The organism is Paraburkholderia sp. (assembly GCF_047605525.1).
GTDB lineage: Bacteria > Pseudomonadota > Gammaproteobacteria > Burkholderiales > Burkholderiaceae > Paraburkholderia.
This window is the reverse complement of sequence record NZ_JASGFN010000008.1, coordinates 19,634-32,448: the sequence shown is the minus strand read 5'-3', so window position 1 is coordinate 32,448 and position 12,815 is coordinate 19,634. Positions and strand designations below refer to the sequence as shown.

The window sequence follows — 12,815 nt, the reverse complement described above, 5'->3', positions numbered from 1 at the left end:
TGTCAATTTCCCGGCCACGTCATGGACTATCTGCTCGAACTCGTCACCAATCCCACCGCGTGGGCCGCGCTCGTCACGCTGATCGTGATGGAAATCGTGCTCGGCATCGACAATCTGATCTTCATCTCGATCCTCAGCAACAAGCTGCCGCAAGCGCAACGCACGCGCACGCAGCGCACCGGCCTGCTGCTCGCGCTCGTGATGCGGCTGGCGCTGCTCGGCACGGTCGCGTGGATCGTGCAGTTGACACAGACCGCGTTCACGCTGTTCGGTCATGGTTTTTCGTGGCGCGATCTGATCCTGTTCGCCGGCGGCCTGTTCCTCGTGTGGAAGGCGACCAGCGAAATCCGCCATCACGTGACACGCGACGACGACGCCCCCGCGAAGGCGGGGTCGGCCGCGCAGTTGAGCGTCGCGGCCGCGATCGGCCAGATCATCGTGCTCGACCTCGTGTTCTCGGTCGACAGCATCATCACCGCGGTCGGCATGACCGAGCACATGCCGATCATGTTCGCCGCGGTGATCGTGTCGATCATGGTGATGCTGTTTGCCGCGCAGCCGCTCGCGCGCTTCATCGACCGCAATCCGACCATCGTGATGCTCGCGCTGAGCTTCCTGCTGGTGATCGGCATGACGCTGATCGCGGAAGGTTTCGGCTCGCACGTGCCGAAGGCCTACATCTACGCGGCGATGGCGTTCTCCGCGTTCGTCGAGTCGATGAACATGCTGTCGCGGCGGGCGAAGGCGAAGCGTGCGAGCGGCGATGCGCAGTGATGCACAGCGACGCGCGGGCTATTTTCTTCGCGTGGAGGGTTCCGCGACGTGGCGCGCCCGCTCCTTACCGGCGGCCGCGCCGCCGTTCATCTGCTCGAGCCACGACAGCGTATCGACGTACGACAGAAACTGCTTCAGATACCCCGGCGACAACTCGCGCATCAACGATAGCGAACGATGCACGAGGCTGCTCGAGTTGAGCGGCCCCGCGTTGCCCGGCACCGGCGCGAGCGACTGACGCAACTGTTTCTCCGCGCGAACCCTGGACCAGACTTCCCTGAAGTAATCGAGTGCGGGCAGTTCGGGATAGGCGGCGCCAGAGCTATCCGCGTGCGTACGATCGGCGATCCGTTCGGTCAATCCCGCGAGCGTCGCATTATCGGCGGCGCTCGCGGTGGATTCCGGCACGCTATCCGCAGCGGCATTCGTCGCGGCAGCTTGCTCGAGCGCCCCCGCATATTCGTCGAGCAGCGCTGACAATCTGCCGTCGAGAATGCGGCGCGCCTCGCCGCCGTGAGCGGCCGCGCGGCGCGCGAGCGCCTCGATGAAATGAAAGCGCAGCGGGTCGATCCGGTCCGCGCCGCTCGCGCGCCACGCATCGAGCATCGCGCGGGCCGGGCAACGGCTCATGTCGTTGGTCGCGATGCCGTCGACGCCATCGCCACGATCATCGTCAAGCACCGGTCTTCTCCGTCGCGGCAGCGTTCGACGGCCGCGGCACCGGTGCGATTTCGACACGGCGATTTCTGGCGCGCCCCTGTTCGTCGGCATTCGAGCTCACCGGCTGCTCCGAGCCGAACGCCGCCGCGAAGACCGACGCCGCCGGCACGCCTGCGTCGATCAGCGCTCGCGTAACCGTCAACGCGCGCTGCGCCGACAGTTCCCAGTTATCGGCAAAACGGCGATTGCCTTCGCGCAGCCGCTGGTCGTCGGTAAAGCCGCTCACCATCAGGATCTGGTCGCTCGCGCGCAGATACGCGGACAGCGGTCCGGCGAGACTTTTCAGCAGCGCGCGGCCCTCGGGCTGCAACTGATCCGAGTTCAGCGCGAACAGCACGTTGCCGCTGATGCCGATGCGGCCGTTGACGAGCGTCACGCGCCCCGCCGCCAGCGGTCCCGCGAGCGCCTGCTCGAGCGTCTTGCGGCGCTGCGTTTCGGCCTGGCGCTGCCTGACCTCCTGTTCGAGCTTGCTCGACAGCTCGAGCTGCACGCCGATCACGCCCACCAGAATCAGCACGAACGCGCCGAGCAGCACCGACATCAGATCGCCGAAAGCGGCCCAGATCGGCGCGGCTGTTTCCACGCCGCCGTCGATGTCCTCGCTCATACCGCGTCGGCTCCGACGGTTGCGCGCTGCGCGGCAAGCAGTTGCAGATCCTCGACGATCTGCTTCTGCGACATCACGCTGAGGTCGACCACTTCACGCGCCTGCGCGACGTAATAGGCCAGTTGTTCGTCGCTGCGCGCGAGCGATCTGTCGAGCGCGGCTTCGATACGTTCGAGATGCGCCACCAGCTTGCCGTTCGATTCGCCGAACACGCCGACCGCCGCGCTGAACGCTTCGCCGAGGCTCGCGATCTCGACCGCGCTGCCGGTGACCTGCGCGGCGACCGCGCCCAGCTTGCCGGTCTCGTGTTCGAGGTGATCGGTAAAGCGGTTGCCGACGCGCTCGAGCAGATCCGCCGACGTCGCGACGAGCGCATCGACGGCCGTGCGCTGTTCGGTCGACGCGTGGTTCACCGCGTCGAGCAGCGTCTCCAGCGTGGCGAGCAGACGGCTGCGCTCGTCGAGCATCGCGGTATCGCGGACCATGCTGTCGGAGAGCTTCTGACGCAGTTCGGCGACGACTTCGGCGGCAGCCTTCGGCGCTTCCGATGCGGCCTGCACGAGACGCTCGATTTCGGCGATCGTGGCGTTGGCATGCGTGTGGGTCTGCGCGGAGATATCGCGCGCGGTTTGCGCAAGCGCGTCGCAGATTTGCTGCTGACGGCTCGCGGTCTGCGCGCCCGTCTGCTGCCATTGCTCGCTCAGCTTCGTGGCCATCGCACCGAGCGTTTCGGTCCACGCGGTGAAACGCTGTTCGTCGCGCGCGGCCAGTTCGGCCTGCAAGTTCACCGCGGCCTTCGGCGCTTCGGCCGCCGCCTGCACCAGACGATCGATCTCGGCAATCGTGGCGCTTGCGTGCGTCTGGGTCTGCGCGGAAATATCGCGCGCGGTCTGCGCAAGCGCATCGCAGATTTGCTGCTGACGGCTCGCGGTCTGCACGCCCGTCTGCTGCCATTGCTCGCTGAGCTTCGCGCTCATCGCGCCGAGCGTTTCGGCCCACACGTTCAAGCGCTGCTCATCGCGCACAGCCAACTCCGACTGCAAGTCCGCATGCGACTGCCCGAGCGCACCCAGCAGCGCAGCCGCATGCTGCTCGAACGTCGCGGCGGCCCGGGCGAGCGCCTGTTCGTTGGCCGTCGCGAGCTTGTCCCCCGTGCTCTGCTGTTGCGACAACGCGTCGCCCCACGCCTGCGAGATACCGCTCGCGGTCGCGTCGAGCCGCGCCGACACGCGATCGAGCAACGCGGCCGAGCGCTGTTCGAACGCTTCAGCGACACGCTCGAGCGACGCGCGCTGATGCGCGGCCAACTCGTCGCTGGTCTGTCGATGGCCGGCGAGCGCGTTGTTGCAGATTTCGGCGACGTTCGCGCTCGTCGCCGCAAAACCGCTCGACATCCCGTCGAGCTGCCGCTGCACCGCCTGCGTCACGGACTCGTGCAACGCGGCGGTCTCGCGCGCGAGCCCGGTCATCGTCGCCGCGACGACCGGCTGCAATGCCTCGCCCGCGGCGCGCGCGCTGCCGGTCACGCTGTCTTTCAGCGACTGCTCGATCACGCCGGCGAGGCGCAGATACGCGGCTTCGGTGCGGCCATAAAATGCGTCGAGGCTCGCGATCTGCCGCTCGTTCGACGCGGCGCTCTGCTGTTCGAGCGCCCCCATCATCGTCTGCAGACGTTCGACCAGCAGCGGCATCGCCTCGGCCTGGCGCTGCAGCAGCCGGAAGCTTTCGTCGCGCTGATGGCTCTGCGAATAGACGCGCAACGTCGTCGCGATCTTCACATCGAGTTGTTGAGCCGCTTCGAGACGTTCGCGGCGGCACAGCGCGGACAGCAGCCCGAGCATCGCCGACGTCGCGACGCCCGCGATCGACGTGCCGAATGCGAAGCCGAGCCCCTTGACCGGCGCCGCGAGCGACGCGCGGATCGCCTGTAGATCGCTCGCGCTTTCCAGTGCGAGACCGGTGCCGCGCAACGTCATCACCATGCCGAGCAGCGTGCCGAGCATGCCGAGCAGCACGAGCAACCCGACCAGATACGGCGTCAACGCGGGGCCCGGCAACGCGACACGTTCGCCTTCGACGCGCAGACGCACCGTGTTGCGCAGACTCGGATGCAGCGGCTCGACAAACGCGGCGAGGCTCGGCGGCGGCCCGGCCAGCGCGGCGAGCGCGCGCGTCAACGTGGAAGTGGCCTGACTGTAGCGGCGCAATTCGAGCGCGCCCGCCACGTAGAAGACGCCGATCAGCAACGTGACGGCGAACGCGAGCGGGTTGGAGACGGCATAGCCGGCGGCGATCCAGCACGCCGCGGCCAGACCCGCGAGAAACACAACGAGATCGATACGATATCTGGACATGGGGTCCCGGTTAGCAGGCGCGAAGGGCCGCGAGCAGCCCTTCGACCGGTTGAAAACGAACATCCAGTTCGGCAAGCAAGACGCTCTGCATGTCCTTGCGGAATACGTCGAGCCACGCGTCAGGCGTGACCGGCGCCAAGCGGCCGGGCGTCACGGCTGCACTGGCGGGATGCGTGGCGGCGGCGCGTGTTCCGACTCGGGCGGCGGCACGAGCCGGGGCTTCGGTTGGCTGTTGCGGCGCGGCGTTGGCGTCGGCGTCGGCTTGAGCTTCAGCGGAGCGCCGCTCCGCGGCCTCGCGCAGCCGCTCGAAATGCCCGCCCAGCAAGCCGGGCACCGCGGCCAGCAAAGTCCGCTCGCGCTCGCCGAGCGCGCGCTCCATCACCGCATCCACGACCGCGAGCCTTGCGAGCGCCGGCGTGCGCGCGGCCAGCAGCGCGCGCAGGCGGCCGCGCAACGTGGCGACGGCCGTTTCCATCGATTGCTGAAGCGCGAGATAACGCTGGCGGAACACCGCGTAGTCGGCCGGCGTATCGACGGCAACGCGCTGCGCGGACATCTGGCCGGGCCCGCGCCGCCGCGCGGCGGCCAACACGCTGTCGCCGGCAATCGCGCTCACGAGCGAGCGGCGCACGCGCGCGCATTCGTCCTCGTCGACCTGACCGAACGACCGTGCGCCGGCGGCGACGGCCGGCGGATTACCGTTCAACGCCGACGACAGCGCAATCGCATCGGTCCAGCCGAGCCACTGGCTCAGCCGGTCCGACAACGATTGCCGCGATTCGGCGGCGTCGATATCCGCGAGACGGGCCAGTAAACGAACGAGCGCGGGCCCGCTGAGGGCGCGGCGCGAGGGGGCTTGCAACATACCACCGGAAGCAAAAAAAGCAGCAGTTTACACGCTGCCGCTCGCGGGGCCGAGGTCCCTCGACCCGACGTATGTTCAGGAACGCTGTTTCGACAGCGCTTACGGAGCTTTCACGCGTCCCGAACACGGTTTTTCGCCAATAGATAAGCAGCCCTATCCCTTATAAGATGAAAGTTCGCTCCGATCCGCATCCGGGCAGTAACCGGGCCGCAACGGCGGAGCGCTAAACGCAGTGAACACATTCAGGGCGGGCAGCATGAAATTCGATACCGTGGTGCTCGGCGCCGGCATTGTAGGCGTGTGCGTGGCCGCGCATCTTCAGAAACGCGGGCGCGCCGTCGCGCTGATCGACCGCAAGCTGCCCGGCAATGAAACGTCGTTCGGCAACGCCGGACTGATCCAGCGCGAAGGCGTCTACCCCTACGCGTTTCCGCGCGGGCTCGGCACCTTGCTGCGCTACGCGCGCAACCAGTCGCCGGACGTTCGCTACCACGCCGATGCGATGCTCGAAGCCGCGCCGTTCCTGTGGCGCTACTGGCGCAACTCCCGTCCCGCGAAACACGCGGAAATCGCAAGGTCGTACGCGACGCTGATCGAGCATTGCGTGAGCGAACACCGCGCGCTCGCCGCCGCGGCCGGCGCAAGCGCGCTGCTGCGCCCGATCGGCTGGATCAAGGTGTTTCGCAGCCAGGCGGCGCGGGACGCCGAAACCCGACTCGCCGGGCAATGGCATCGCGAATACGGCGTCGAGTTCGAAACGCTCGATGCGCCGCGCCTGCAGCAACTCGAGCCCGACCTCGACAAACGTCTGCAAGGCGGCCTGCGCTATCCGCAATCCGATTCCGTCAGCGATCCGAACGCGCTCGTCACCGCGTACGCGCGGTATTTCGAAGCGCTCGGCGGACGGTTTCTGATCGGCGATGCCGCGACGCTGCGCGAGGGCTGGCAGGTCGATACGCAGGAGGGAACGGTCACGGCCGACTCGGTGGTCGTCGCGCTCGGGCCGTGGTCGGATCAGGTGGTCACGCGGCTCGGCTACCAGCTGCCGCTCGCGATCAAGCGCGGATACCACATGCACTACGCGCCGCGTCAGACGGCCCGGCTCAATCATCCGGTTCTCGACGTCGAGCACGGCTACGTGCTCGCGCCGATGGCACGCGGCATCCGTCTGACCACCGGCGCGGAAATCGCGCGTTCCGACGCGGACAAGACACCGGTGCAACTCGATGCGGTCGAGCCGATCGCGCGCACGCTGTTTCCGCTCGGCGAGCGTCTCGACAACGAACCGTGGATGGGACGGCGCCCCTGCACGCCGGACATGATGCCGATCATCGGGCCCGCGAAAAAACATCAGGGCTTGTGGTTCGCGTTCGGTCACGCGCATCACGGCCTCACGCTCGGCCCGGTGACCGGCCGGCTGATCGCCGAGATGATGACCGGCGAAGAAACGCTGGTCGATCCGTGGCCGTTTCGCGTGGAACGCTTCTAGCGGACTGCCGCCCCGGCGCACATCCGGTTGTTATTTTTATGAAAGAAACGACCTGCGCGGATGGGCGAAATGAGCCGTTCAGAATGACCGCATTGTGGTTTTCCTGAGACACGCCCTGCGCAGCAGCACCTCTCAAACATCTCTGCTCGCCACCTTTGACCCCTTCCGATTGGCCTCGTAAGAATCATCTAACGTCGGCCAATACACGGCTTTTTATATCAATCAATCATCTTTTACAGACAAATCAGCCTGCCACGGCAACGCAATTCTTACCGCTCTCCCCAAATTTTTATTGAGAACGCTTCTCAATTATGGAGTGTTTGCTTAGAATTCACACCGAAAACACTTTGTAATAAACATGGAATGTCGAGGTAAGGAAACGACACCTGCCCCGGCTTCCCGAACCAGACGGGGATGAACATGAAGTTGCGGTCCGACGATCCGAAACTCGGCAAAATCAGCACGACACTGTGCGGCGTACTGGCCGCCGGCCCCGCCCTCGCGCAGGGCACCACGGCCGCCGCGCCGCCCGACGGGGAAGGACAGCTCGCGCCGATCGCCGTGCAAGGCCAGTCGGACGACGGCTTCAAGACCGATCATTCCGGATCGGTCAAATTCACCGCGCCGCTCGTCGACACGCCGAAGTCCGTCACCGTGATTCCGCAGGAACTCATTCGCAGCACCGGCGCGTCGACGCTGACCGAAGCGCTGCGCACGGTGCCCGGCATCACGTTCGGCGCCGGCGAAGGCGGCAACCCGCTCGGCGACCGGCCGTTCATTCGCGGCTACGACGCGCAGGGCAGCACGTTCGTCGACGGCATGCGCGATATCGGCGCGACCACACGCGAAGTGTTCAACATCGACAGCGTCGAAGTGACGAAGGGCTCGGACGGCGCGTTCGGCGGCCGCGGCGGCGCGGGCGGCAGCATCAACCTGATCACGAAGACACCGCATCTGGGCACTTCCGCCGACGGCAGCGTCGGCCTCGGCACCGACCGCTACCGGCGCTTCACCGCCGATGGCAACTGGCAGATGGCCGACCACGCGGCGTTCCGCCTGAACGTGATGAGCCACAACAACGACGTGGCCGGCCGCGACGCGGTCAACAACGAACGCTGGGGCATCGCGCCGTCGTTCACGTACGGCCTCGGCACGCCGACCCGCGTGACCGCGAGCTACTACCACCTCACCACCGACGACCTGCCCGACAGCGGCATCCCGTACTACTACACGACGACCAACAAGCCGGCGAGTGTCGACACGATCTACCCGGCGCCGGTGAACCGCCACAACTTCTACGGTCTGATCGACCGCGATTTCCGCAAGACGACCTCGGACGTCGGCACGGTGCGCATCGAGCACGACATCAACAGCGACCTGACGATCCGCAACACGACGCGCTACACGAAGGCGACCCAGGACTACATCTGGACCCAGCCCGACGACAGCCAGGGCAACGTCGTCAACGGCATGGTGTGGCGTCGCGCGAATACGCGCGCGAGCGACGTCTACAGCCTCGCGAACCAGACCGAACTGTTCGGCGAATTCAAAACCGGCTTCCTGAAGCACAGCTTCACGACCGGCATCGAGCTGTCGCGCGAAACCAGCGTCAACGACGCGTACACGGTGGCCACCGCGACCGGCGCGATCTGCCGGACCAACGGCATCGGCGCGGCGTCGGGCTACAACTGCACGAGCCTGTGGACGCCGAACCCGAACGACCCGTGGGCCGGTTCGATCAAACGGAATAACGATCCGGGCGAGCAGCGCACCACGACGAAATCCATTTACGCGTTCGATACGATCGAGTTCACGAAACGCTGGCAGGCGAACGTCGGCCTGCGCGTCGACGATTACTCGACCGACTTGCGCAACACCGTCGCCAATGGCGCGACGCGTGTGTCGCGCGACGACACGCTGTTCAACTACCAGTTCGGTCTCGTGTTCAAGCCGGCATCGAACGGCAGCGTGTATGCGTCGATCGCGACGTCGTCGACCCCGGCCGGCGCGATGCTCGGCCAGGGTAGCGAATCGCAGTCGCTGACGCCGGGCCGTAACGGCGTCGGTCTGAACGCCGCGCAGTTGTCGCCGGAAAAGAACCGCAGCATCGAATTCGGCAGCAAGTGGAACGTGCTGAACAACAAGCTCTCGCTGACCGGCGCGCTGTTCCAGATCGACACCACCAACGCGCGTGTCACGCTGCCGAACAACGAATACGCGATGGTCGGCAACAAGCGCGTGCAAGGTTTCGAATTCGGCGTGGCCGGTCAGTTGACCAGCCAATGGCAGGTGTTCGGCGGCTATACGTATCTGAAGAGCGAGTTGCGCGACAACGGCAAGACCACGTCGGATAACGGTCATCAGTTCCCGAATACGCCGAAGAACAGCATCAGCCTGTGGACCAATTACGACGTGCTGCCGAAGTTCACGATCGGCGGCGGCGCGTTCTATATGTCGAAGGTCTACGGCGACACCGCGAATCTGCGCGCGGTGCCGTCTTACTGGCGCTTCGACGGCATGGCGACGTATCGCGTGAACAAGCACGTCGATCTGCAACTGAACGTGCAGAACATTTTCAACCGCACGTATTACGACCAGGCGTATGCGGCGCACTATGCGTCGATCGCGCCGGGACGCTCCGCGTTCCTGACGCTCAACGCGCACTACTGAGCACGACGGAATACGGCGTGATGACTCAGGTCTCGTTGAAGGCGCTCGCGAACGTCTCGCGCGACGAGTTCGCCGCGATCCTGGCCGGGCCACCCGAGCGCGCCGCCGCGTGGGTCGCGGCGGCCGCGCACAACGGCATCGTCGAGGCGCAGGCGGTGTACGGGCAGTATCTGCTCGACGGGCACGGCGTCGAGCGCAACGCCGGCGAGGCATTCGTCTGGTTCAGGCACGCGGCGCGGCGCGATCATCCGATGGCGATGAACATGCTTGGCCGCTGCTACGAACATGGCTGGGGCACCGCCGCCTGCGCGCCGGTCGCCGTGTACTGGTATCGGCTCGCGGCCCAGGCCGGGCTCGACTGGGGCATGTACAACTATGCGTCGGCGCTCGCGCTCGGCAACGGTATCGAATGCGATCGCGCGGAAGCGTTGCGGTGGTTCCGGCGCGCCGCCGAACTCGGTCACGCGAAATCGCTGAACTTCGTCGGCAGTTTCTACGAAGACGGCTGGGTAGTCGACGCCGACGCGAGCATCGCGCTCGCCTATTACCGCCGCGCGGCCGAAGGCGGCGATTTTCGTGGTCAGTTCAACTACGCGCGGCTGCTTGCGGAGCGTGGCGACATCGCCGAAGCGTTGCAGTGGTTGCAGCGTGTGCCGCGCACGGCGACTGCTGCGTTCATCGCGAAGATGCGTGGCTGGCTGGCCGCTTCTTCTGTTAGCGCGTTTCGTGAGTTCGAACGGAGTCTTGCCGCGAGTGTGAATGCAAACACGCATGCGCCGACCCGCGCCGCGACGAACTTCATGCCGGAACCACAGCCATGATGCTGCATCTGCCAGCCGTGCTCACCCAACAGCAGATCGCGCAATGCCGCGAAGTACTCGACGCGGCGCAATGGATCGATGGCAATGCGACGTCCGGCCGGCAGTCGGCGCAGGCCAAACGTAACCAGCAACTGCCCGAAGGCTCGCCTGCCGCGCGCGCGATCGGCGATGCGATCCAGGACGCGCTTGGCCGCAATGCGCGTTTCTTTTCCGCCGCGTTGCCGCTGAAAGTATTTCCGCCGCTCTTTAACCGCTATGCGGGTGGCGACGGTTTCGGCACGCACGTCGACAACGCGATCCGCCAGCTTCGCGGCACGGACTTCCGGATCCGCAGCGACCTGTCGGCCACGTTGTTCCTCGCCGAGCCCGACAGCTACGACGGCGGCGAACTCTGCATCGAAGACACCTACGGCGTGCATCGCGCGAAACTGCCCGCCGGCGACATGGTGCTCTACCCCGCTTCGAGTCTGCATCACGTGAGTCCGGTCACGCGCGGCGTGCGCGTCGCGTCGTTCTTCTGGATCCAGAGCATGGTGCGCGATGACGGTCAGCGCGCGACGCTGTTTCAGCTCGACAACGACATACAGACGCTCGTGGCCGAAAGAGGCTCGAACGACGCGACCGTCGTGAGCCTCACCGGGATCTATCACAACCTTTTGCGCCGTTGGGCCGACGCATAGCGCGAGCCGGGGAGCGCCCATGCGAAAAACGCCGCGAAGCAACAGCTCCGCGGCGTTTTTCATTCAGCCGGACAAACAGGCTGCGATCAGGCCGTCACGGCAGCCCGTCGCGGCGACACCGCCGCCACCGCAAAGCTCACGACGATATTCGCCGCCAGCGCGATCAGGCCGATATACAGCGGATAGTTCTCGTGGCCGAAATGCAGCCCGTACACCGGCTTGAGCCCTTGCGAAATCGCGAGGCCCGTGCCGAGCACGATGCCCACCAGCCAGCCGAGGAACAGGCCCGGCGTGTTGAGGCGGCGCGTGTACAGCGAGAACACGACGGCCGGGAAAATCTGCAGAATCCACACGCCGCCGAGCAGTTGCAGATCGATCGCATACTGCGTCGGCAGGAACACGATGAACAACAGCGCGCCGAACTTCACGACCAGCGATACGATCTTCGCGTTGGCCGCCTCGGCTTCGGGCGAGATATTCGGCGACACCAGCGGACGCCATAGATTGCGCGTGAACAGATTCGCCGCGCCGATCGACATGATCGCGGCCGGCACCAGCGCGCTGATCGCAATCGCGGCAGCCGCGAAGCCGACGAACCACGACGGGAACAGCGTGCCGAACAGCGCCGGCACCACGTCGCTCGCGGACTTCACGTTCACGCCGGCGGCGATCGCCATATAGCCGAGCAGCGCGATCAGGCCGAGCAGCAGCGTGTACGCGGGCAGGAAGATCGCGTTCTTGCGCACCGTCTGCGCCGACGCGGACGACAGCACCGCCGTCATCGTATGCGGATACATGAACGCGGCAAGCGCCGAGCCGAGCGCGAGCGATGCGAACGCGGTGTACTGCGTCGGCTTCAGGATGATGCCGGTCGCGCCGCCCTTCGCCTGAAAGTGCGCGTCGGCCAGATCGAACACGTGTCCATAACCGCCGAGCTTCACCGGAATCAGCCACACCGCCGCGATCACGACGATATAGATCATGATGTCCTTGACGAACGCGATCATCGCCGGTGCGCGCAGGCCGCTCGCATACGTATAGAGCGCGAGAATCACGAACGCGACGATCAACGGCATTTCGCCGCTCACGCCGAGGCCCTTGATCACGACCTGCATGCCGACCAGTTGCAGCGCGATATACGGCATCGTCGCGACGATGCCGGTCAGCGCGACGGCCGCCGGGAACCACTTGCCGCCGTATTCGCCATGCACGTAGTCCGCCGCGGTGATGTGGTTCTTCGCATGCGCGACTTTCCACAGTTTCGGCATCACTGCGAACACGAACGGGTAAACGATGATCGTGTACGGCAACGCGAAGAAGCCATACGCGCCAACCGAGTACACGAGCGCGGGCACCGCGATCACGGTATAGGCGGTGTAGAAATCGCCGCCCACGAGGAACCACGAAATGAGCGTGCCGAACTGGCGTCCGCCGAGGCCCCACTCGTGCAATTGCGTAAGATCGCCACGCTTCCAGCGCGCGGCGAAAAAGCCGATCACGGTCACGAGGACGAAGAACGCGATGAAGACCGACATCGCGACCGGATTCACGGGATTCAGGTCGCTCATTTGATACCTCGATACACGATGTAAATCAGCAGCGAGGTCAACGGCACCCACAGAAACTGATACCAGTAGAAGAACGGAAAGCCCGCGAGCGGCGGATGCGTGTCGTTATAGAACGGCAGCCACAGCAGCGCGATATAAGGAATGAGCAGAATGAGCCAGCGCCATGAACGGCCGGCGGACGGGGAGGTCTCCACGAACGTCTCCTGAATATTATCGACACCGCGTGTCATGGCTCGTGGCCCGTACGCGAGTGTCCGGTTGCCTGAG

General features: G+C 65.6%; 11 protein-coding genes. 5 read left to right on the top strand and 6 right to left on the bottom strand.

Annotated features, from left to right (window positions below; translation table 11 throughout):
- Positions 1-21 precede the first annotated feature (21 nt).
- Complete coding sequence (locus QM685_RS13360; protein WP_415116582.1) at positions 22-774, top strand: TerC family protein; 753 nt, start codon at positions 22-24, stop codon at positions 772-774.
- A gap of 18 nt (positions 775-792) precedes the next feature.
- Here the strand turns inward: QM685_RS13360 and QM685_RS13355 are convergent, their stop codons facing one another.
- Genes QM685_RS13355 through QM685_RS13340 form a run of 4 tightly spaced genes read right to left on the bottom strand, consistent with a single transcriptional unit; the run spans position 793 to position 5,320 of the window.
- Entirely contained in the window at positions 793-1,404 is a 612-nt protein-coding gene (locus QM685_RS13355) for a DUF2894 domain-containing protein (protein ID WP_415117015.1), read from the bottom strand.
- Positions 1,405-1,447: 43 nt separating this feature from the next.
- The gene (locus QM685_RS13350; RefSeq protein ID WP_415116580.1) at positions 1,448-2,101 is read right to left on the bottom strand and encodes an OmpA family protein; all 654 of its coding nucleotides are present in this window, start codon (positions 2,099-2,101) and stop codon (positions 1,448-1,450) included.
- Complete coding sequence (locus QM685_RS13345; protein ID WP_415116578.1) at positions 2,098-4,455, bottom strand: DUF802 domain-containing protein; 2,358 nt, start codon at positions 4,453-4,455, stop codon at positions 2,098-2,100. Before QM685_RS13345 ends, QM685_RS13350 begins: the two co-directional genes overlap by 4 nt.
- Positions 4,456-4,465: 10 nt before the next feature.
- Positions 4,466-5,320, bottom strand: a complete 855-nt coding sequence (locus QM685_RS13340; protein ID WP_415116576.1) for a DUF3348 domain-containing protein — start codon at positions 5,318-5,320, stop codon at positions 4,466-4,468.
- 256 nt (positions 5,321-5,576) lie between these two features.
- Between QM685_RS13340 and QM685_RS13335 the strand changes: the two genes are divergently transcribed.
- The 4 genes from QM685_RS13335 to QM685_RS13320 all read left to right on the top strand — a co-directional run bounded on the left by QM685_RS13335 (position 5,577) and on the right by QM685_RS13320 (position 10,980).
- A complete protein-coding gene (locus QM685_RS13335; protein ID WP_415116574.1) occupies positions 5,577-6,809 on the top strand; it encodes an NAD(P)/FAD-dependent oxidoreductase in 1,233 nt (410 codons plus the stop codon).
- Between the two features lie 420 nt (positions 6,810-7,229).
- The gene (locus tag QM685_RS13330) at positions 7,230-9,479 is read left to right on the top strand and encodes a TonB-dependent receptor (protein ID WP_415116572.1); all 2,250 of its coding nucleotides are present in this window, start codon (positions 7,230-7,232) and stop codon (positions 9,477-9,479) included.
- Between the two features lie 20 nt (positions 9,480-9,499).
- Positions 9,500-10,300 carry a tetratricopeptide repeat protein gene (locus QM685_RS13325; RefSeq protein WP_415117013.1) on the top strand — a complete coding sequence of 267 codons (801 nt, stop codon included), beginning with the start codon at positions 9,500-9,502 and terminating at the stop codon, positions 10,298-10,300.
- Positions 10,297-10,980, top strand: coding sequence for a Fe2+-dependent dioxygenase (locus QM685_RS13320; RefSeq protein WP_415116570.1), 684 nt, complete (start codon positions 10,297-10,299; stop codon positions 10,978-10,980). The genes QM685_RS13325 and QM685_RS13320 overlap by 4 nt, the downstream gene beginning before the upstream one ends.
- An 86-nt stretch (positions 10,981-11,066) precedes the next feature.
- Here the strand turns inward: QM685_RS13320 and mctP are convergent, their stop codons facing one another.
- A complete protein-coding gene (gene mctP / locus QM685_RS13315) occupies positions 11,067-12,548 on the bottom strand; it encodes a monocarboxylate uptake permease MctP (RefSeq protein WP_415116568.1) in 1,482 nt (493 codons plus the stop codon).
- Entirely contained in the window at positions 12,545-12,742 is a 198-nt protein-coding gene (locus tag QM685_RS13310; protein WP_415116566.1) for a DUF3311 domain-containing protein, read from the bottom strand. The genes mctP and QM685_RS13310 overlap by 4 nt, the downstream gene beginning before the upstream one ends.
- Between the last annotated feature and the right edge of the window lie 73 nt (positions 12,743-12,815).